The sequence below is a fragment of the Halalkalibacter sp. HAAS-P014 genome (assembly GCF_056619965.1).
This window is the reverse complement of record NZ_JBWQTV010000018.1, coordinates 124,444-144,880: the sequence shown is the minus strand read 5'-3', so window position 1 is coordinate 144,880 and position 20,437 is coordinate 124,444. Positions and strand designations below refer to the sequence as shown.

General features: G+C 39.5%; 19 protein-coding genes and 1 riboswitch. Of the genes, 13 read left to right on the top strand and 6 right to left on the bottom strand.

The annotated features are described in order from the left end of the window. Positions 1-5 precede the first annotated feature (5 nt). The 3 genes from AC1FXZ_RS16125 to AC1FXZ_RS16115 are packed head-to-tail and all read right to left on the bottom strand — an operon-like array spanning position 6 to position 3,019. Complete coding sequence (locus tag AC1FXZ_RS16125; RefSeq protein ID WP_480055486.1) at positions 6-938, bottom strand: glycine betaine ABC transporter substrate-binding protein; 933 nt, start codon at positions 936-938, stop codon at positions 6-8. Beyond that, positions 938-1,786, bottom strand: coding sequence for an ABC transporter permease (locus tag AC1FXZ_RS16120; RefSeq protein WP_480055485.1), 849 nt, complete (start codon positions 1,784-1,786; stop codon positions 938-940). Before AC1FXZ_RS16120 ends, AC1FXZ_RS16125 begins: the two co-directional genes overlap by 1 nt. After that, a complete protein-coding gene (locus tag AC1FXZ_RS16115) occupies positions 1,787-3,019 on the bottom strand; it encodes a quaternary amine ABC transporter ATP-binding protein (protein WP_480055483.1) in 1,233 nt (410 codons plus the stop codon). 236 nt (positions 3,020-3,255) lie between these two features. Between AC1FXZ_RS16115 and AC1FXZ_RS16110 the strand changes: the two genes are divergently transcribed. The 4 genes from AC1FXZ_RS16110 to AC1FXZ_RS16095 all read left to right on the top strand — a co-directional run bounded on the left by AC1FXZ_RS16110 (position 3,256) and on the right by AC1FXZ_RS16095 (position 5,161). Beyond that, positions 3,256-3,798: a GbsR/MarR family transcriptional regulator gene (locus AC1FXZ_RS16110; protein WP_480055481.1), complete on the top strand. Its 543-nt coding sequence runs from the start codon at positions 3,256-3,258 to the stop codon at positions 3,796-3,798. Positions 3,799-3,828: 30 nt separating this feature from the next. Further along, positions 3,829-4,416 carry a DNA-3-methyladenine glycosylase gene (locus AC1FXZ_RS16105; protein ID WP_480055479.1) on the top strand — a complete coding sequence of 196 codons (588 nt, stop codon included), beginning with the start codon at positions 3,829-3,831 and terminating at the stop codon, positions 4,414-4,416. Between the two features lie 161 nt (positions 4,417-4,577). Next, entirely contained in the window at positions 4,578-4,958 is a 381-nt protein-coding gene (locus AC1FXZ_RS16100) for a hypothetical protein (protein WP_480055477.1), read from the top strand. Further along, positions 4,955-5,161 (top strand): helix-turn-helix domain-containing protein, encoded by a 207-nt coding sequence (locus AC1FXZ_RS16095; protein WP_480055475.1) that lies wholly within the window; start codon positions 4,955-4,957, stop codon positions 5,159-5,161. Before AC1FXZ_RS16100 ends, AC1FXZ_RS16095 begins: the two co-directional genes overlap by 4 nt. A 109-nt stretch (positions 5,162-5,270) precedes the next feature. Here AC1FXZ_RS16095 and AC1FXZ_RS16090 read toward each other — a convergent pair whose 3' ends face one another. Beyond that, positions 5,271-5,594 carry a helix-turn-helix domain-containing protein gene (locus AC1FXZ_RS16090; protein ID WP_480055473.1) on the bottom strand — a complete coding sequence of 108 codons (324 nt, stop codon included), beginning with the start codon at positions 5,592-5,594 and terminating at the stop codon, positions 5,271-5,273. A gap of 272 nt (positions 5,595-5,866) precedes the next feature. Next, positions 5,867-5,995: an anti-repressor SinI family protein gene (locus AC1FXZ_RS16085; protein ID WP_480055471.1), complete on the bottom strand. Its 129-nt coding sequence runs from the start codon at positions 5,993-5,995 to the stop codon at positions 5,867-5,869. Positions 5,996-6,596: 601 nt separating this feature from the next. Between AC1FXZ_RS16085 and AC1FXZ_RS16080 the strand changes: the two genes are divergently transcribed. From AC1FXZ_RS16080 to AC1FXZ_RS16060, 5 genes are all read left to right on the top strand, one after another. Beyond that, a complete protein-coding gene (locus AC1FXZ_RS16080) occupies positions 6,597-8,264 on the top strand; it encodes an EAL domain-containing protein (protein WP_480055469.1) in 1,668 nt (555 codons plus the stop codon). A gap of 268 nt (positions 8,265-8,532) precedes the next feature. Continuing rightward, positions 8,533-9,729: a class I SAM-dependent rRNA methyltransferase gene (locus tag AC1FXZ_RS16075; protein WP_480055467.1), complete on the top strand. Its 1,197-nt coding sequence runs from the start codon at positions 8,533-8,535 to the stop codon at positions 9,727-9,729. 32 nt (positions 9,730-9,761) lie between these two features. Further along, positions 9,762-9,857, top strand: a riboswitch (guanidine-I (ykkC/yxkD leader). An 85-nt stretch (positions 9,858-9,942) separates the two neighbouring features. After that, the gene (locus tag AC1FXZ_RS16070) at positions 9,943-10,290 is read left to right on the top strand and encodes a DMT family transporter (RefSeq protein WP_480055465.1); all 348 of its coding nucleotides are present in this window, start codon (positions 9,943-9,945) and stop codon (positions 10,288-10,290) included. Position 10,291: 1 nt separating this feature from the next. Next, positions 10,292-10,606 carry a DMT family transporter gene (locus tag AC1FXZ_RS16065; RefSeq protein WP_480055463.1) on the top strand — a complete coding sequence of 105 codons (315 nt, stop codon included), beginning with the start codon at positions 10,292-10,294 and terminating at the stop codon, positions 10,604-10,606. A 181-nt stretch (positions 10,607-10,787) separates the two neighbouring features. Next, complete coding sequence (locus tag AC1FXZ_RS16060) at positions 10,788-12,971, top strand: DNA topoisomerase III (RefSeq protein ID WP_480055461.1); 2,184 nt, start codon at positions 10,788-10,790, stop codon at positions 12,969-12,971. Between the two features lie 58 nt (positions 12,972-13,029). On the opposite strand, the gene AC1FXZ_RS16055 is transcribed toward AC1FXZ_RS16060, so the two are convergent. Beyond that, positions 13,030-14,574: an FAD-dependent oxidoreductase gene (locus AC1FXZ_RS16055; protein WP_480055459.1), complete on the bottom strand. Its 1,545-nt coding sequence runs from the start codon at positions 14,572-14,574 to the stop codon at positions 13,030-13,032. Positions 14,575-14,735: 161 nt separating this feature from the next. On the opposite strand from AC1FXZ_RS16055, the gene AC1FXZ_RS16050 reads away from it, so the two are divergent. The 4 genes from AC1FXZ_RS16050 to glnA all read left to right on the top strand — a co-directional run bounded on the left by AC1FXZ_RS16050 (position 14,736) and on the right by glnA (position 20,322). Beyond that, the gene (locus AC1FXZ_RS16050) at positions 14,736-15,395 is read left to right on the top strand and encodes an oxidoreductase (protein ID WP_480055457.1); all 660 of its coding nucleotides are present in this window, start codon (positions 14,736-14,738) and stop codon (positions 15,393-15,395) included. 15 nt (positions 15,396-15,410) lie between these two features. Continuing rightward, positions 15,411-17,072, top strand: a complete 1,662-nt coding sequence (locus AC1FXZ_RS16045) for a glycoside hydrolase family 13 protein (protein WP_480055455.1) — start codon at positions 15,411-15,413, stop codon at positions 17,070-17,072. Between the two features lie 157 nt (positions 17,073-17,229). Beyond that, positions 17,230-18,720, top strand: coding sequence for a degradosome RNA helicase CshA (cshA, locus tag AC1FXZ_RS16040; protein ID WP_480055453.1), 1,491 nt, complete (start codon positions 17,230-17,232; stop codon positions 18,718-18,720). Positions 18,721-18,963: 243 nt separating this feature from the next. Next, complete coding sequence (gene glnA, locus AC1FXZ_RS16035; RefSeq protein ID WP_480055451.1) at positions 18,964-20,322, top strand: type I glutamate--ammonia ligase; 1,359 nt, start codon at positions 18,964-18,966, stop codon at positions 20,320-20,322. The last annotated feature ends 115 nt before the right edge of the window (positions 20,323-20,437 follow it).

The window sequence follows — 20,437 nt, the reverse complement described above, 5'->3', positions numbered from 1 at the left end:
TTTCATTATTGCTCAACAACTAAATCTTCAATTGAATCTATATCCATATAAGTTGGAACTGTTAAACCAAGTAATGTACCATGAAGGTTTGAACCTAAATCGTCAAAGTCTCCCTCATATTGAGCATAGTAGTCGGCATGCGTTGTTGGCAGCCAAGCACCAACTGTTGCATCGCCACTGCCACTCGCAACTCCAGCCCACATTGGACCTGCATCAACTTGAGTAAGAGTAACATCATAGTCAAGAGTTTCAAGTACATGGCCAAGTACATTTGTGCTGGCAATTACATCATCCCAAGCAACATATAGTAATGTGAACTCTTCACCATCAACAGATTCGATACCTTCAGTCCAAGTTGCAACAAGTTCTTCATACTCTACTGCGAATTGTTCCGCTGCTTCTTTAGGGTCTGTTCCTTCATTAATAAGTGCCATCACATACTCAATATGTTCTGGCTCCCATTGGAACTGGGTTAATAGTTGGTAGGCATTAGGATCATCCTCTTCTAAGCCTAAACGAGCAATAGTATGAACATCTTCCGCATCACCATAGATGTTTAATGGGTCTTCTAAGTATTTAAGATCGAAGTCAGAAAACTTCCAGTGCGGGCTCCAACCAGTTACGATAATAGGTTCTTCATTTTCATATGCACTCTTTAACTCGGCAGCCATAGCAGCTCCAGAACTTTCAATAACTGTCCAGTCATCTTCAAGACCATACTCAGGTAGAATTTCATTGATTGTAATGTTCATAATTCCTGCACCAGGATCAATTCCTACGATGTTGTAATCAAGTAACTCTCCTACATGAGCAGTTGTTTCCTCTGTACCTTCTGCATCATCTGCTGGTGCTTCTTGAGATGCTTCTTCTCCACCACAAGCTGCTAGACCAAGCGCTAGAACAGATGCAGTTGTGAAACCTAAAAATTTCTTTAACATTACTGTGTACCCCCTTGTTTTTTCTTGCCTATATTTTGAGTGATCCGGTCTAAAATAATTGCAATGATTACAATAGCCAAACCAGCTTCAAAACCAACTCCAGTTTGAATCTGTGTAACAGCACGGTATACTTCTGTACCGAGTCCAGGTGCTCCAACCATCGCTGCAATTACGACCATGGAAAGAGCAAGCATGATGCTTTGGTTAATTCCTGCCATAATCGTTGGCATCGCGAGTGGCAATTGGACTTTTAACAAACGTTGTTTTGTCGTTGAACCAAATGCATTCGTTGCTTCAATTAAGTCAGATGGAACTTGTTGAATACCTAATATCGTTAACCTGATTGTTGGTGGCATCGCAAAAATAACCGACGCAAAAACTCCAGGAACAACCCCGATATTAAAGAAGAAGATTGCCGGTATTAAATAGACAAATGCAGGCATTGTTTGCATAAGGTCCAAAATCGGTGTAATGATTTGCCTTACTACTTTCTTTTGAGATGCCCATATCCCAATTGGAATTCCAATCACGATGGTAACGAAGACTGCCGTTAAGACTAGGGATAGCGTTTGAACCATATGCTCCCAATAGCCTAAATTCCAAATTAATAATAAACCTAGAATGGAAAATAACGCCATTGTCCATCTACTTGTCTTCCAAGCAATAAAACCTATTAGCAAGATTAATAGAATTGGAGGGAGAATCAGTAATAGCCACTCAATTCCATCTGTAACTCCACGTAAAACCATGCTAATAAACTGGAAAAAACCACTTAGATTATCTGTTAGCCATGAGACAAAATTATCAATAATGTCTGCTAAGGGAAGTCTAGGTATGAGATCTTCCATTTACTTCACCCCCCTAACAGAAGCGCCGGTCATAAGGTTGATGTGCTCTTCATCGCCGGCAAGTGCGCCGATGACAGCACCTTTCACTAGAAGACCTTTAAGACGGTTTCTTTCATCAGTTACGGCAACAGGGACAGTTGCATTTGAAACTTTTTCAAATAGATCCGTTAAGACAACATCTGGTTTGACCGTTGTGACATCATTCGTTAATACATCTGTAAGCGACTGACTTCCATCAATTGCAGCTTTTGCAGCATCTGCTGTAACTGCTCCAAGTAACGTTTTTTGTTTATCTACTATGTAAATAGATGAAATTCCTAAATCTTTCATCATTTTAAGTGCAACACGAGGACCTTTATCGACTTGGACACTTTCTGCACGGTTCATTACATGTTCTGCTGTTAGCACTTTCGAAAGGTCAACATCCTCAACAAATCGTTCGACATATTGGTTAGAAGGATTCATGAGAATCTCCTCAGGAGTCCCGATCTGAACGATGTTACCGTCTTTCATTAGAGCAATTCGGTCGCCGATACGCAGCGCTTCATCCAAATCATGGGTAATAAAAACAATTGTTTTTTCCATTGAAGATTGCAGGTCGAGTAACTCATCTTGCATGTCTTTACGGATTAGTGGGTCAAGGGCGCTAAATGCCTCGTCCATTAATAACACATCAGGGTCATTTGCAAGGGCACGAGCAAGTCCAACCCGCTGTTGCATCCCACCACTTAATTGGCTAGGGTATTGATTTTCATAGCCTTTTAGTCCAACTAGTTCAAGAGATTCCATTGCTTGCTTTGTTCGATCTGCTTTTGGTACGCCTTGTATTTCTAAGCCGTATTCTGTGTTTTCTAAAACGGTATAGTGTGGGAGTAGGGCGAACTTCTGAAAAACCATACTAATCTTCTTTCGCCTAACTTCGCGCAGTTGCTCCGTTGTCATTTTGACAACATCTTGTCCATCGATTTCAACTTTTCCACTCGTTGGATCAATAAGACGATTTAATAAACGAACAAGTGTCGACTTTCCACTTCCTGAAAGTCCCATAATAACAAAGATTTCACCGGCATGAACGTCGAATGTCGCTTGATTTACACCAACTGTGCAGCCTGTACTTTGTAGGATTTCCGTTTTTGATTTCCCACTTTCAAGTTGTTGTAACGCTTGTTTGTAATTCTTGCCGAAAATTTTCGTTACATGATCAACTTTTATTTTTACTTTTTTCTCAGTCATGTTTCCACCTCTTCTATAAGACCATTTAATTATATAAAAGGTCGACAATAAGTGACAAAGTTCAAAATAGGCCAAATATCATATGTTAAGTTTGTACAGTTAAAACTGTACAAACTAGTTAGTCTGTAACATACGAATGCTCACTCATGCTGTCAATTGCTACTCATTGCCAATTTCAGTTTTTTATTTTCGTATGTTAGTCTATAAAAAAAAGAAAGTCACAGGGAAGTGATGGTATGGGCGAGAAAGAGACGCTAGAACGAGCTAGATCGCGATTTATTGATTCAATGGCACAAAATATGAATTTATATGGGATTACTCCATCGGTTGGACGACTATATGGATTGCTGTATTTCCACAGTGAACCACTAACATTAGATAGGATGAAAGATGAGCTAGGAATGTCTAAGACAAGTATGAGCACATCCGTAAGACAGCTTCAAGAACTTAAAATGGTTGAGAAGGTATGGAGAAAAGGGACCCGTAAAGATTTATATCAATCAATTGATGACTGGTATGAAACATTTTCTGACCTATTTTCAGTGAAATGGAGAGCAGGTGTTTCATTTAATATGAATACGATTCATAAGTCACTCGTTGAATTAGAACAATTGATTGATGATAAGCAGACGTCAGAGGAAATAAGAGAAGCAGCGAAGGTTGATAGGGAAAAACTAGTGCATGCACTTGAATACTATAACTGGCTTAATCGGCTTATTGATAGCATTGAATCGAAAGAAATATTTAATTTTATTCCAAAGGATAAGGACCTTAGCTAGAGGTTACCTTATCCTAAAAAGAGGTGCCCAATGACTTTTCAACTACTGCCACAGGATTTTTATGAACAGGATACCCTAAAACTGGCTCGCTCTTTAATCGGGAAGCTGCTTGTTAAAGAAACGGATGAAGGGGTCTCCTCGGGTTTTATTGTAGAAACGGAAGCCTATATAGGACCTGATGACCGCGCTGCGCATAGTTATCGAAATCGTCGAACGAAGCGAACGGAAGTGATGTTTGGTCCACCAGGCTTCATTTATACCTATGTGATGCATACGCATTGTCTTGTTAATGTTGTCAGTGCAGAAATTGATAAGCCAGAGGCTGTTTTAATAAGAGCTCTTGAGCCATACAGTGGGGTAGAGTTAATGTATGAGCGTAGAGGGAAGGCAAAGAAAGAAGTCGAGTTAACGAGTGGTCCGGGGAAATTAACAAAAGCATTAGGCATTACGAAGGAGGATTATGGCCTTCCTTGCTTTCAACCACCATTGTATATAGCGGAAGGGAAACCAGCTACAAAAATCGAGGCAGGACCAAGAATTGGCATCGATAATAGTGGAGAAGCAAAGGAATACCTATGGCGTTTCTGGATGGCAAATAGTAAATTTATCTCAAAGTAAATAAGGACCTAGCAGAAGCTGAGTTGGTTACAGACTAACTTCAGCTTTTTTCTGCTTTAATAATTCTTTATAAAGAACAAAAATGTTTACCTCATTAAGATAAAAAGGTATAATGTTCTTATTAGTGAACAAATGATTCTATTTTTTTATAGGAGGAAATGATGAAGAATCACTTGATTGATAATTGCCCGTTATTTGGGAGCCTCTCTATCATTAAAGTTGAAGGAAGACATGTGAATTCAAAGGCAACGTCGATTGTTATTGAAGAAATGACACTAACATCATTGTGGTTTAAAAGTCATTTGAAGTTTCCATTGTCTGAGACAGTTATCTACCTGCTAAATACAAAAATAGCAGAAAATAAAATTGAACTATATGGGTTCATTAGTAAGTCGATCAGGAATTTGAACGGTGAAGTTTCCTATTACCAATTGGACTATGTACGATTGATGGAAGATGTCATGTCAAAACCTTCATGTAAACGAATAGAAGACAAAAAATCTTGCTCCAAAAAGCAGAATAAGGAGAACCGTCCAGGATGAATGGTAAAAATATAAGACTATTAAGGGAAGAGAGAGGAATTACATTGAATGAGCTGGCTGCTTTATCAGGGGTATCGAAATCATATATCAGTTATATTGAAAGAGGAATGCAAAAAAACCCTAGCATTTCTATTCTCGAAAAGATTTCAAATGCACTAGGGGTTGAATTTTTAGAGCTAATTGAAGTACTAAATAAAGAGTGAAAAGGAAAAAGGGTAGAGGGTAGAAGGGTGGCATGAAATGTAAGGGTTGCTAGTAGTGCTTAGCTCGGCGATATACTAATTTTACGTCACCCATTTTATTGATGAAAATCTATGATTGGTTGTTCTTCCATTTATTAAACTCCAAATATTCTCTGAATTGGTCCTTGCTAATACCGGAATCCATCGCTTCTTTTACTAACTCAATCCAAGCTGGATCTAAAGGAGTCTCTTCACTTTTTTCTTCACTTAATAAGTGCTCCACCGTTACACCTAATACTGAAGAAACTTTCTCCAAAAATTGTATAGAAGGGTTAGATTGAATGTTTCTCTCAATCGAGCTTAAATAAGACTTAGCTACTCCGGCTTTTTCAGCTAACTCCGATAAAGAGAACCCTTTTTCTAGTCGATATTTTTTAACTTTTTCGCCAATCATATTTATCTTGTCCTCTCTGCCTACTTTATTAGTAAAATTATAACAGTGCAGAGGTTGTTCTGTAAATAGAACTATTGCGATCTCCGTTGTATACTTCTGAACGATTAACTAGGCTAAATTTCCTTGTATACCTGATTCACCACACTTTTTATCAAGTACTAAAGTTGTGTTATTTAGTTGTTTTTCTGAATTGTAGTTACTTCTCACTATAAGATTAACACTATGGTGATAGTACAAACGTAGGGTGGAGAGTGGTGTAGAAATAGTAAGAATTAAGAAACATTTTCTTTTGAATGGGTTTGTAAGAATTCTCGTACCTCATCGTAAGTAAGACCAAGCTTCTTAGCTTCTATTAACAATGTTACCCAATCCGGATCTAGAGCATCAGGCTGATTAGACATTATTTCATCCCCTCTTCATCAATGGTATTCATTATAAAGAACAAAAATGATATAAAATAGCGCGTTCTTTTTGAAGAACATATGTAGAGTATAATACGATTTTTCTATAAAATAAAGGGATTTCTTGCTAGTTTGTGTAAATTTTTGTTTAGGGTTGTTCTTTATAAGAGTTGGGTATCTAACAGTGAAGCCGTAAAATCAGGAGAAGAGCGAGAAAAGGGAATCAAAGAATTAAAGAATCAAACTGACATTATGAGGGGTCACAATATGTTTTTATACTACACTCCCTAATGAATTAACCACTTTTTTACAATACAATTATGAAATGACAAACCCCCTTTAGTTCAAAAGTTCAAAGGGGCATAATAGGTAAAAAATGTTCGTTATGCACTTTTGCTGGTAGTAGCTGGTTCTTCTTTGAGTAGTTTGGCATCAAATGTAAAGGGCCCGAATGGGATGACGGATGCTACTATCGCAAGTAGACCTTTTTTAGGTGGTTTCTTTTTGTTTAGTAATCAAATAGAATAGAAAAATATACAAGTATGTAATTTTGTGAGATGGTACTACTGGTTGTTTGCAATCAGAAGGAGGGGCAGTCCTATTGATTGAGGAAGTAGAAGTCATTAGAATCCAGAATCTAGTTAGATCATTTGAACATTTGTATGGAGTCGTCTTTTTAATGGAATGTATAGATGATGAGTTCATATATAAATATATTAGTTCTGCTGCTGCTGATTTAGCTGCATTAGATGAAGGCTGCATTGGACATTCGCTAAGAGATATTTACCCTCATTATATATCTGAACATTTAGGAGCCTTATATAGAGAGGCCAAGGAAACGCGCAAACCGGTCGTTGTTGAGGACAAGTTTAATATGGGTTCAGTTGATCGCGTGGCGAAATTAGTTGTGATGCCATTAGAAGATGCTGCTGGTAATTTGCGCTACTTTTTAAGTTATTCAGAAGAAAAGGCATTTGAAAATGAACCAGTAATTGATGTGTTAACAGGGTTGCCCAATTTTCAATTGTTTGTGAACAGAGTGGAAGCAAAAGTACAGCAGGGTGAGCAAAAGTTTGTACTTTGCTATATAAAGTTGCGTCAAGTAACGGTGGGTGGGCTGATAGTTGATCACATAAAGAAAAATGTTTACATGATGGAACTCATCAAACGAATGCAGGATCAGATAGCTGAAGAAGGAGAACTATCTCGTGTAGCCGGAGATGAATTTGTTTATGTTTTCCCATGGAGAGAGAATCCAATTGATTCAGTTAATGAGCTGCAGCAAAACCTTTCAAAACCGTTTGTGGAAAATGGAAAAGACATTATTTTGGAAACGAAAATTGGTCTAAGCTTTTCAGATAGTGTGACTAAACCAATTAAGAAGTTAATAGACGAAGCGTATCATGCAATGCTTCAAGCTAAGCAAGAGACCTGCAATGTGGCGAGTATGTTTGACTTAAATAAGCAGGCGAATGAGATGAAACATAAGCGTAATGTTGAAGAAGAACTGAAAAAGGCCATTGTGAATGAAGAGTTTGTGTTATATTTTCAAGCGATTATAGAGCTAAACACGGGAGAGGTTCATTATGAAACTTTGTTACGCTGGTTCAGCTCGAAATTTGGTCCAGTTGCTCCTGATGCATTTATAACCATGGCCGAAGATGGTGGATATATTGAGCAAATTGATTTATGGGTCATTGAGAATGTTTGTAAGAAGTTGGGGGAGGATGATAACCCTTTGCGAAAAGTCTCGATCAATCTTTCAATGAAATCGCTAGAGACGATTGATTTGCCAACTTACTTGCTATTGCATTGTAAGAAAAACAGTCTTTCCCCAAGCCAAATTGAGTTAGAAATAACAGAGCATTCACTCCTGCAAAATGAAAAAAGGACGATTAAAAAGCTGGTGGAGCTAAAGGAAATGGGCTTTCGCGTTGCAATTGATGATTTTGGGATGAGGCATGCATCTTTTAATTATTTACGCTTGCTTCCTGTTGATAAAATTAAAATAGATAAATCCTTTGTGCAAAATATCTCTTATGGCTCAAAAGAGTTCCATATTATTTCAGCCATCCTTAGTTTAGCTAAGAAAATCAATGTGAATGTGACAGCAGAAGGGGTTGAAACAGAAGAACAAGCAAGACTTCTGAAAGAAATCTCATGTGATGAGCTACAAGGGTTCTTATTTAGCAAACCGGTTCCTATAGAAATTTTGGATAAAACTACAAAACAAGCCCAAATGGAATGGACTTTGATCGATCAATCATAAAAAATCGAGTATGGATCTCCATACTCGATTTTTTTATGATTGATTAACTAAACTCTCTTACACCTATAGATCTATTAATACTATATTTATGTCAATTGGATTTGAAAAAATTTAGGACAGGCATTTTTGGTTGCGAGGAGAATCTGTATAGGGATGCTAATGATTGAAAATTATACTTGTATTAGGGAACCGATATATGTATAAAATGAGTGAGAAAACAATATAGAGGCTTAAGTGGAGTAGCTTCTGATAGATTGGATGGTTTAGTGTGAGTGAAATAACAATTAAAGTAAAGAGACGATCAGCTGATAAGATGAAAAAGGGCTATCCATTAATCGAACCAAATGCGATTGTGAACTCTAGCAGCCTAAAGGAGGAAGGAGCAATCCTTCGTCTCGTAGATGAATCATCGGGTGTGTTCATCGGTAGGGGGTATTACGGGAAACAAAACAAAGGGTTAGGCTGGTTGTTAACGAAAAATGAAGGAGAGCCAGTTGACCTCGTTTTTTTTACAGGCAGAATTCAAGCTGCAATGAACAAGAGAAAGCATTTTTTTCAGGATACGATGACGACTGCATTTCGTCTTTTTAATGGAGAAGGGGACGGAATTGGTGGATTAACCATTGATTATTACGATGGTTACTATGTGTGCACGTGGTATAGTGAGGGAATCTATCATTTTCGATCTGACATCTATGAAGCCTTGCAAGCAGTAGCCTCGCCTCTTGGCGTTTATGAAAAAAAACGGTTTGCAAGAAAAGGCCAATACGTAGAAGATGATGACTTTGTTATGGGCAAGCGTGGCGAGTTTCCGTTACTAGTAAAAGAAAACGGTATGACCTTTGCCATTTATTTGAATGATGGACCGATGGTTGGGGTGTTCCTTGACCAACGCGATGTTCGGAAGCGAATAAGAGAGAAGTATGCCGATGGGAAGCATGTGTTGAATACATTCTCTTATACAGGGGCATTTTCAGTTGCAGCAGCTCTTGGTGGTGCTGCGAAAACGACGAGTGTTGATTTGGCAAAGCGCAGCCTCCCTAAAACAATTGAGCAATTTAGTGTGAATGATATTGATTATGAGGCGCAGGACATTGTTGTAATGGATGTCTTCAATTATTTTAAGTTTGCGAAGAAGAAAGAGAAGACATTTGATCTTGTCATTTTAGATCCTCCTAGCTTTGCTCGATCAAAGAAACACACATTTAGTGCTGCAAAAGATTATCCAAGCTTGCTACAGGATGCGATCTCGATTACCGAGAAAAATGGAGTCATTGTTGCTTCGACAAATTGTAGTACATTTAATATGGAAAAGTTTCATATGTTTATTAAAGAGGCTTTTAAAAGAGAAAAAACAGCTTACAAAATTTTGGAAGAGTACTCTCTTCCTGAAGACTTTCGCACAAACAAGGCTTTTCGCGAAGGCGATTATTTAAAGGTTGTGTTTGTGAAAAAGTTGGGATAAGATTTTAGAATAAATAGTTATAAAGAAAAAAATACAAGGCCTTCTAGGGTTCCGCGTTAAAAACGGTCTGGTCCGAGAGAAGGCGCATAGAGTATCTATGTACACGGAGGGAGAAAAGCCCGGGAGGTTACTATCTATTGATAGCGACGTTTCGGGCTTTTTTCTATTGAAGAGGCTTTATAGACCAAAACTGTAAGAAAGGAAGAAGAGATTATGGGAAAAAATATCGCATGGGTGATGCTTTTGATTGCTGCCTTTTTTGAAGTGGGGTGGGTCGTTGGCCTTAAATATGCAAGTACTAGTGTTGAGTGGTTAGCAACGATTGTCGCAATCGCAGTAAGTTTTACATTATTAATTAAGACAGGGAGACAGCTTCCAGTTGGGACGGCTTACGCTGTATTTGTAGGGTTAGGAACGGCTGGAACAGCGCTCGTTGATATATTCGTTTTTCAAGAGCCGGTTAATGGGGCTGTTTTATTGTTAATCTCCTTATTGTTAATAGGGGTTGTTGGCCTAAAAATGACAACGGTGGAAGATGTTAAAGCAAAGGAGCGTGCTTGAAGTGGAGTGGGGTTATCTTGTGTTGGCTGGATTATTTGAAATGGCTGGTGTTGCGATGATTACGCAATACAACCGGAAGAGAGGAACTGGGTCGCTTCTATTATTGGTTTCTGCATTTAGTTTGAGCTTTTTCTTTCTCTCGTTAGCGATGAGCGCTTTACCGATGGCAACTGCTTATGCTGTATGGACGGGAATTGGGGCTGCTGGTGGCGTTCTAGTTGGGATGTTGTTTTTTGGTGAACCGAGGCATTGGAAGAGGGTTTTCTTTTTGAGTTTGATTGTCTTAGCTTCTGTTGGGTTAAAGCTTGTGACATAGGTGCTAGTTTGCTAATTTATGAGAATATTCATAAGAATGTTTCACGTGGAACATGTGGTGTGAAACTAGAAGTTTTGTAAGTGATAGGTAAGGTTTAGGGCTTGTGGTGTTTGGGGCTTGATTATCTTTTTTTAGTGGAGGATGCTATCATAAAAGAACCGATATTGGAAAGGATGTTTCGATGCAAAAGTCAGTTGTTTTAGCAGAAAAACCGTCCGTCGCACGCGATATTGCGCGAGTGTTGAATTGTGGACGAAAAGGAAACGGATTTATAGAAGGAGATCAATACATCGTAACATGGGCTTTAGGGCATTTGGTGACTTTAGCAGATCCTGAAAGCTATGGTGATAATTATAAAACATGGAAGCTGGAAGAGTTGCCAATGCTGCCAAATCGTCTTCAGCTTGTTGTAATGAAACAAACGAATAAACAGTTTCAAGCTGTAAAAACACAATTGAAGCGCAAGGATGTTAAAGAAATCATTATTGCAACCGACGCGGGGCGTGAAGGGGAACTTGTTGCAAGGTGGATCCTTGAAAAGGCCCATGTGAATAAGCCTTTAAAGCGTTTATGGATTTCATCCGTTACCGACCGGGCGATTAAAGAAGGCTTTAAAAAATTGAAAGATGCGAGAGAATTTGAAGGACTGTATCATTCGGCCGTCGCTCGTTCAGAGGCTGATTGGTATGTCGGCATCAATGGGACACGCGCGCTTACAACTAAATTTAATGCGCAACTTTCATGTGGTCGGGTGCAAACGCCGACACTTGCGATGATTGCCAAGCGCGAAAAGGATATTCAAACGTTCAAACCAGTTCCATATAAACAGGTGACAGTTAAAACAAAAAATGGAATATCGTTTCAGTGGGTTGATCAAAAGACGAATGAGCGTCGTATTTTTGTAGAGAAAAAGGCAGAAGAGATTGAACAACGCGTTAAATCAAGTACCCTTAACGTAAAAGATGTTCAAATAGCGAAGAAAAAGACACCAGCTCCAGGTTTGTATGATTTAACAGAATTGCAACGGGAAGCGAATAAGATTTTTGGTTATTCAGCGAAAGAGACGTTGCAAGTGATCCAGCGATTGTATGAACAGCATAAGGTGATCACGTACCCCAGGACAGATTCAAAATATTTATCTTCGGACATGGTAGAAACGTTGCAAGAGAGAGTCAAAGCTTGTGATGTTCAACCATTCCGTAAAATTGTTTCACAGCTTAAAGGCGTTAAAATTGATAAAAACTTGCCGTTTATTAATGATAAACTCGTTTCTGATCATCATGCGATTATTCCGACTGAACAATCTCCTAGTCCGAATGCATTGAGTGAGAAGGAAAATAAGCTATATCGCTTAATTGTGCGTAGGTTTTTAGCAGCATTTTTTGCAGCGTATCAATATGAGCAAACGACGGTAACAGCAACTGCAGAGGGTGAAACGTTTGCGGCAAAAGGAAAAAGGATGACAAGCTTGGGGTGGAAAGTTGTGTATAGCGATGATTCCTCTTATCAAGATGATGAGGAAAAGGATAATGACCTGCCGAAACTAGCAGTTGGTGATGAATTAGCAGTAAAAGAAGTGAAAGTTGCTGCAAGCCATACGCAACCACCACCTCGACTAACGGAAGGAACTTTGTTGCAAGCAATGGAGAAGCCAAGTGCTTATTTAGAAAGTAATAACAAGGAGCTCGCTCAGACACTTGGAAAAACAGGTGGAATAGGAACGGTAGCAACTCGTGCTGATATTATTGAGAAGCTTTTAAATACCCATTTAGTAGAGAAACGAGAAAAGTATTTACATGTGACAGGAAAGGGACGACAGCTCTTGGATCTCGTTCCGGCTGATCTAAAATCACCTGCGTTAACGGCAGAGTGGGAACAAAAGCTTGAGCAAATTGCCAAAGGCCAGTTGAAGAAATCGATGTTTGTCACAGAGATGAAACAGTATGCGACTGAGATTGTTAGCTCAATTAAGAAAAGTGAGAAGAAATTTAAGCATGATAATGTGACAGGAAGTCCTTGTCCAGAATGTGGGAAGATGTTGCTTGAGGTCAAATCGAAGCACGGGAAAAGACGCGTTTGTCAGGACCCTAGCTGTGGTTACAAAAAGAACATTGCGAAAACAACGAACGCACGCTGTCCTCAGTGTAAAAAGAAATTAGAGCTTTGGGGAGAAGGCGAGGGCCAAACGTTTGTGTGCAAATGTGGGCATAAAGAGAAGCTTTCAACGTTCCAAGAACGAAGAAAGAAGAACCAAAATAAAAAAGTGTCAAAACGAGAAGTACAAAATTATATGAAACAGCAAAACAAAGATGAAGGATTTGCGAATACAGCCCTAGCCGATGCCCTGGCAAAACTGAAAAAATAAACAGACGGGGGTCAGACACCTCTTTCACACGATAGTGTGGTGAAGAGGTGTCTGACCCCTATTTATCAAGTTTGGTTAGTGGTTTTTTGGCTGGGCCTTCAACGACTTCGCCTTCGTAGGAAAACCTTGACCCGTGGCATGGGCAATCCCATGTACGATCGCCATGATTCCAATGAACTTCACAACCCATATGTGTACACGTTGTATCGACAACGTGGAGGTGTCCATCTTTATCACGATAAGCACCAGCGCGTTTTCCATTGACGGTCATAATCGCAGATTCGTCACGTTTTACATCATCTGGATGTAATTCATTTTTATCGAACTTGCCTTGCAGCAATTGTTTTGCTACATCTGCATTATGAGTAATAAACTTTTTCACGCTTGGGTCTGCAAGAAATCTAGATGGACGGTACAGCACTTCATAACGATTTTCACGATTGGTAATTAAATCGCTTAACAATAGACCCGCCATCGTTCCGTTTGTCATTCCCCATTTACGATATCCAGTTGCAACAAATACGTTCGGATGTAGTCTAGAAATTTTTCCGATATAAGGAACTTTATCAAGTGTGATTATATCTTGAGCTGACCAACGGTGTTGAATGTCAAAATCTGAAAACAGTTCCATTCCAAATTGTTCAAGTGCTTCATAATGATATTGCGTATCAATCCCTTGTCCTGTTTTATGTTCTTCTCCACCGATAATGGCGAGCTTTTCACCGTCTTGCATCGTATAACGAAGGGAGCGTGAAGGAGAGTCAACATTTAAATACATTCCATCAGGGCATTCCTCTTGTTTAACTTTTGCAGCTATCACATAGGAACGCTCCACATACATTCTTGAAAAATAAAGGCCACCACCATCATAAAAAGGAAAGTGGGAAGCAACGACGACTTGGTTCGCTGTTACTTTCGGGCCTTGTCTCGTCATGATCGTTGGTTTTGGACGATCTTTAATATCAACAGCAACGGTATTTTCATAAATTTTCCCACCGTACTCTTTGATTTTATTGACCAGAAAAGAAAGATACTTAAGTGGATGGAACTGGGCTTGGTTTTTCATGACTAGTGCTGACTTGACGGGTTGTTTCAATGGAATTGAATCAACAAGTCCACCATCAATTCCTAGCGTTTGATAGGCTTCATGTTCTGTTTGGAGCTTTTTCACACCACGATTCGTAGTAGTGTACAAGTAGGCATCTTCATTGGAGAAGTCACAGTCAATTTGCTCTTCTTTTACAAGGTTTTCAATGAAATGGAGGGCATCTGTCGCAGCCTCATAGTAAAGCCTTGCCTTTTCCTCTCCCAAGTGGGAAATAAATTCGTTATAAATGGCGCCATGTTGAGCAGTGATTTTGGCAGTTGTATGACCAGTCGTCCCGTTTAATAAAACATCTGCTTCAAGTAAAGCAACCTTTTTCCCTTCTTTTGCAAGGAGATAGGCAGTTGTAATCCCAGATATGCCACCACCAACAATAGCAATATCGGTCTCAATATCTTCATTAAGCGCAGGAAAAGCAGGTAGATGCAGCGAATTACGCCAGTACGGCTCAGGTTTTTCTGGCATGGTAGAATTTGTTAATGTGAATTCATCTGACATATGTATCCCTCCGATATGGATTTCTTTTCATAATATAACCAGTGGAGGGTTTTTCATGTACGAGTGCCTACTCTTTTAGAATTGGAACGGCTGATCGTTTCGTTGTTGAGAAAATCTATTGTTTAAAGCTTATAAAAAGATTTAAAAAAGGAGTGAATTTCATGAAAGAGAAAACAGCACTTGTTGTGGGGGCTACCGGGTTAGTAGGCCGTGCGCTTGTTAAAAGGTTATTGGACCAAAATGAATATGAGAAAATATATGTTTTCGCTCGCAGAGAGATTGATATCAAAAACCCAAAAATGTTTACTCGAATTGGAGCGTTTGATTCACTCAATTTAGATGATTATCCAGTTGTCGATGATGTCTTTTGTTGCTTAGGGACGACGATCAAAAAGGCGAAAACAAAAGAAGCTTTTCAAAAAGTTGATCTCGAATACCCAGTGAAAATAGCCGAAGAAGCCTTAAAAAAAGGGGCTAAACAGTTTTTAGTTGTTTCAGCGATTGGTGCAGATGTAAACTCACGCTTTTTTTACAGTCGGGTAAAAGGGGAAATGGAAAAAGCAGTCATGAAACTAAATTATGAACATATACATATTTTTCGTCCGTCTTTGTTAGTAGGTGAGCGTAATGAGTTTCGTTTTGGTGAAAAAATGGGCGAGTGGGCAATGGCATTGTTTCAGCCGTTGTTACGAGGGGGCTTAGCAAAATACAGAGCGATTTCAGATGATGTGGTCGCAGGTGTAATGATGGGTGCTGCGCTAGCCAATGTAGATTCTCACTTGACGGTATATGAATCTCATCAAATGTCAGAACACAACTAAAATGGGGGGGATCATATGAAGAGGTATTGGTGGAAGGAAGCAGTAGCATATCAAGTTTATCCGCGCAGTTTTATGGATTCAAATGGTGATGGAATTGGTGATCTTCAAGGAGTCATTCAGAAGTTGGATTACATCCAGGAGCTTGGAATTGATGTCATTTGGATCAGCCCGATGTACCGATCTCCGAATGATGACAATGGTTATGACATAAGTGATTACCAAGATATTATGGAGGAGTTTGGCACGATGGAAGACTTTGATGAGCTGCTAAAAGAGGTTCATCGTCGTGGGATGAAGTTGATTATTGATTTAGTCATCAACCATACATCAGATGAACACCCTTGGTTTGTCGAGTCGCGTACATTAAAAGAGAACCCAAAGCGAGATTGGTATATTTGGCGTGATCCGAAACCGGATGGGAGTGAACCTAATAATTGGGAGTCGATTTTTAGTGGACCGGCATGGGAATTCGATGAAAATACAGGTCAATACTACATGCATCTTTTTTCGATAAAACAACCGGATTTGAATTGGGAAAATAGCGATGTACGCCATACGCTGTACTCGATGATGAACTGGTGGATGGACAGAGGAATTGACGGGTTTCGAGTGGATGCGATCTCTCATATTAAAAAAATTGACGGGCTGCCTGACTTGCCTAACCCTGATGAGTTAGACTTTGTTCCTTCGTTTGAAGGTCATATGAACCGTGAAGGGATTCATGAATACTTGCAAGAAATGAAACGTGAAACATTTGACAAATATGATGTCATGACGGTTGGTGAGGCAAACGGGGTTAGTGTTGAGCAAGCAGATTTATGGGTAGGTGAAGAGCGTGGCGCTTTCGATATGATTTTTCAATTTGAGCATCTGGATTTATGGGGGAAGGAAACAGGGGGAAAGCTCGATTTACCAGCACTTAAAACGACGCTAACAAAATGGCAAACAGGCTTAGAAGGTCGTGGTTGGAATGCGCTCTTTTTGGAAAACCACGACCAGCCAAGAAGTGTTTCAACTTGGGGCAATGATAAAAGGTATTGGAAAGAAAGTGCGAAGGCCCTTGCAACTATGTACTTTTTTATGCAAGGAACGCCTTTTATTTACCAAGGGCAAGAGATTGGGATGACGAATGTGAAGTTTCCCTCAATTGATGATTACGATGATGTGAGGATGAAAAATTTTTATAAATTCGAAACGCGTTCTGGAAAAAATCATGATGACGTGATGAAGGTCGTTTGGGAGCAAGGACGTGATAATTCGCGTACACCGATGCAGTGGAATCGTAAGAAGCAAGCTGGTTTTTCTACTGCCAAGAAGACATGGTTACACGTTAATCCAAACTACAAAAAGATTAATGTTGAGAAGCAGCGAAAAGAAAAAGACTCCATTTTAACCCACTATAAGAACATGATTACACTAAGGAAATCCCATGAAGCCCTAATTTATGGGACCTATCAGTTGGAGCTTGAAGATCACAAACAGATTTATGCGTATACACGGACTTTAGACAATGAGCAATATGTAGTGATTGTGAATCTCTTTGCTGAGAAAACATACTTTGATTTGCCCCTTTTACATGATGCCAAAAAAGCAGAGTTGTTGCTCGTGAGTGGAGGGAGAGGAAGATCAAAGAAAGCGCTACAACCATATGAAGCCAGACTATACCGTGTAGGGTAACGGGGTCAGACACTTCTTTAACTATTTACAGTAATAAAGAGGTGTCTGACCCCTCTTAAAAAAAATACATATTGTGCTGTGGTGCTGGACATGATAGTATTAGAGATGTTTTCTATTTAGAAACATGGTGAATTCACCGATAAAGGAGATTATATATTTGGCAACTTTTTATGACTTTAACTTGGATCAGAAAGTGGTTCGAGCAGTAACAGAAATGGGATTTGAAGAAGCAACACCTATACAAACAGCAACAATCCCCACAGCATTAGAGGGGAAAGACATTATCGGACAAGCGCAAACGGGTACAGGTAAAACAGGTGCTTTTGGTGTACCGCTTATTAACCGTATTAATGTAGAAGAGCCACATGTTCAAGCACTTATCCTTGCCCCTACACGAGAGCTTGCGAATCAAGTCGCAGAGTCACTCGTTAAATTTGGTAAGCATAAAGGCGTTCGTACGGTTGTCGTGTATGGTGGCCAGGACATGCGTAAGCAAATCACTGATTTAAAACGCAAGCCTCACGTTGTTGTGGCTACACCTGGTCGCTTAATGGATCATATGAGACGAAAAACAATTCGTCTTAACGAAGTGGAAACAGTTGTCCTTGATGAAGCAGATGAAATGCTTAACATGGGCTTCATCGAAGACATCGAAACGATCTTAAAAGAAGTACCAACTGAGCGCCAAACGCTATTGTTCTCAGCAACAATGCCAAAGCGTATCGAAAAGCTTGCGCAACAATTTATGTCCAATCCGGAATTAATTGCTGTTAAAGCAAAAGAAGTAACGATGGAGAATATTGAACAACAATATGTCGAAGTTCATGAGAAAGAAAAATTCGATGCATTAAGCCGTTTCATGGATATTCATACTCCAGAGCTTGCGATTGTTTTCGGCCGTACGAAAAGACGTGTTGATGAGCTTTCAGAAGCACTTATCAAACGTGGTTACCGTGCTGAAGGAATCCATGGTGATTTGAACCAAGCGAAGCGCGATAGCGTGCTGCGCAAGTTTAAAGGTGGTTTAATCGACGTTCTTGTTGCAACTGATGTTGCAGCTCGTGGATTAGATATTAGTGGCGTAACACATGTCTACAACTTTGACCTTCCACAAGATCCTGAAAGCTACGTTCACCGTATCGGGCGTACAGGGCGTGCTGGAAAATCAGGCTTAGCTATGACATTTGCTACACCACGTGAAATGGACCACGTTAAAACAATCGAAAAAGTTTCGAAGAAGAAGATGACAAAAGTCGCTAAGCCGACATTTGAAGAGGCAATTAAAGGTCAGCAAGAATTAGCAATTGAACAATTGCGCTCACTTGTAGCTAGTGGTGATGCAGATAACTATCGAAAAGCTGCAAAGGATCTACTTCAAGAAACAGATGCAACAACGGCCCTTGCAGCAGCGTTAAAGCTGTTAACAAAAGAGCCTGACACAACGCCAATTCGCCTTACGGGTGAAGCACCATTACGTGCCAAAAAGCGTCGTGATGGTGGTGGTAGTGGCGCTGGGAAGCCATATCGCAAACGTCGTGATGACCGTCGTAAAGGCCAAGGTCAATACCGTGGCAAAGATGATCGTTCATCTCGTAGACAAGGTGGACGCAGTAACACTGGCGGCCAACGCAGAACGAAAAACGCATAATTAAAATAAAAAGTTGACTCACAAGAGTCAACTTTTTATTTTAACCATTTAATAAAATTTCAAATAAGTGAAAACCTTTTCATTCCTGTTATGATGCAAACAAAGACAACTCAACGAAAAATGGTACTTTAGATTCTTTGTTAGATTATCTTACATAGTAATTGCGAAAATGTTCGTAACATTCTAAAGTAAACATAACAAGTTGATGTCACATATCATTACATGAAAAGGAAGTGTTTAGAAATGGCAATATCTACACCGACAAGGGAAAGTTTAGTTGCGACGATTAAGGAAACGATTGAGAAAAAGAATGTAGAACTTCTTCACGTACAATTTGTCGACATTGAAGGCTCACTAAAGCATGTTACGGTTACTGCTGAACAAATAGATCAAGTGTTAGATGGAAAGGTAATGTTCGACGGTTCTTCTATTACTGGGTTCACTCCAATTAATGAATCAGACCTTTACTTAGATCCAGATTTATCTACATTTGCTGTACTACCTTGGACGGAACAAGAAGGCTATTCAGAAGCTCGTTTCTTATGTAGTGTAAAAAAAGCTGATGGGTCTGACTTTGATGGAGACCCTCGTAACGTTTTGAAAAAAACAGTTAAGCGCGCGAAAGATCAAGGGTATTCTATCAGTGTAGGCCCAGAGCTTGAATTCTTTCTATTTAAAACGGATGAGGATGGAAAACCGACTTTAGATACACAAGATAAAGGTGGATACTTTGAGCCATCTCCAAAAGACCTTGGTGAGAAGGTTCGTCTTGAAATCTATAAAGCATTGAAAATGATGAACTTTACAATTGAAGCATCTCACCATGAAGTTGCGATCGGTCAGCATGAGATTAACTTCAAATATGCAGATGCATTAGGTTCTGCAGATGCTGCAACAACGTACAAGTGGGTTGTTAAAACAGTTGCTCAACAATTTGGTTATCATGCGACGTTCATGCCTAAACCTCTTGCTGGCGAAAATGGAAGTGGCATGCACGTTAACATCTCATTATTTGATGATGAGAAACAAGAAAATGCTTTCTATGATGAGTCAAATGATCTAGGTTTATCTGAAAAAGCGTATCAGTTCATTGCAGGTCTAATGGAAAACGTTAAAGATTTCGTCGCGGTAACTAATCCTCTAGTAAACTCTTACAAGCGTTTAGTACCAGGATATGAAGCGCCTTGTTACATCGCATGGTCTGCGTCAAATCGTTCTGCATTAATCCGTATCCCGGCAACTCGTGGCGCGGGAACTCGTGTTGAAATCCGTTGTCCAGATCCATCTGCGAATCCTTACTTTGCATTTGCCATCATTGCTGCGGCTGGTTTAAATGGAGTCGATCGTGAATTATCAGTTTCTCCAGCTACAAATGCTGATATTTTTGAAATGAGCAAAGAAGAACTAGAAGCTCGTGGAATTGAGAACCTTCCTACAAGTCTAGAAGCTGCGATTGAGCGCTTTGAAGCTGGTGAAATTGGTAAACAAACATTTGGAGATCATGCTTTTAATGAGTATGTCGCATTAAAACGTGCTGAGTGTGATGACTTCCGAATTGCTGTTACAAACTGGGAAGTTGCAGCTTATCAAAACAAATTTTAATCTACTAGAAAGAAAGCAGTTGAGAATTATTTCTCAACTGCTTTTTGATGCTGAATGTAAATGTAACGGCAAAATGAAAAAGAGCCAATTCTCTTATAGAATTGGCCCAAAACTA

What these genes read in the sequence shown, in the direction of transcription:
- AC1FXZ_RS16125 (WP_480055486.1), bottom strand. Translation starts at nt 938, where the DNA reads ATGTTAAAGAAATTTTTAGGTTTCACAACTGCATCTGTTCTAGCGCTT.
- AC1FXZ_RS16120 (WP_480055485.1), bottom strand. Translation starts at nt 1,786, where the DNA reads ATGGAAGATCTCATACCTAGACTTCCCTTAGCAGACATTATTGATAAT.
- AC1FXZ_RS16115 (WP_480055483.1), bottom strand. Translation starts at nt 3,019, where the DNA reads ATGACTGAGAAAAAAGTAAAAATAAAAGTTGATCATGTAACGAAAATT.
- AC1FXZ_RS16110 (WP_480055481.1), top strand. Translation starts at nt 3,256, where the DNA reads ATGGGCGAGAAAGAGACGCTAGAACGAGCTAGATCGCGATTTATTGAT.
- AC1FXZ_RS16105 (WP_480055479.1), top strand. Translation starts at nt 3,829, where the DNA reads ATGACTTTTCAACTACTGCCACAGGATTTTTATGAACAGGATACCCTA.
- AC1FXZ_RS16100 (WP_480055477.1), top strand. Translation starts at nt 4,578, where the DNA reads ATGAAGAATCACTTGATTGATAATTGCCCGTTATTTGGGAGCCTCTCT.
- AC1FXZ_RS16095 (WP_480055475.1), top strand. Translation starts at nt 4,955, where the DNA reads ATGAATGGTAAAAATATAAGACTATTAAGGGAAGAGAGAGGAATTACA.
- AC1FXZ_RS16090 (WP_480055473.1), bottom strand. Translation starts at nt 5,594, where the DNA reads ATGATTGGCGAAAAAGTTAAAAAATATCGACTAGAAAAAGGGTTCTCT.
- AC1FXZ_RS16085 (WP_480055471.1), bottom strand. Translation starts at nt 5,995, where the DNA reads ATGTCTAATCAGCCTGATGCTCTAGATCCGGATTGGGTAACATTGTTA.
- AC1FXZ_RS16070 (WP_480055465.1), top strand. Translation starts at nt 9,943, where the DNA reads ATGGGAAAAAATATCGCATGGGTGATGCTTTTGATTGCTGCCTTTTTT.
- AC1FXZ_RS16060 (WP_480055461.1), top strand. Translation starts at nt 10,788, where the DNA reads ATGCAAAAGTCAGTTGTTTTAGCAGAAAAACCGTCCGTCGCACGCGAT.
- AC1FXZ_RS16055 (WP_480055459.1), bottom strand. Translation starts at nt 14,574, where the DNA reads ATGTCAGATGAATTCACATTAACAAATTCTACCATGCCAGAAAAACCT.
- AC1FXZ_RS16050 (WP_480055457.1), top strand. Translation starts at nt 14,736, where the DNA reads ATGAAAGAGAAAACAGCACTTGTTGTGGGGGCTACCGGGTTAGTAGGC.
- AC1FXZ_RS16045 (WP_480055455.1), top strand. Translation starts at nt 15,411, where the DNA reads ATGAAGAGGTATTGGTGGAAGGAAGCAGTAGCATATCAAGTTTATCCG.
- glnA (WP_480055451.1), top strand. Translation starts at nt 18,964, where the DNA reads ATGGCAATATCTACACCGACAAGGGAAAGTTTAGTTGCGACGATTAAG.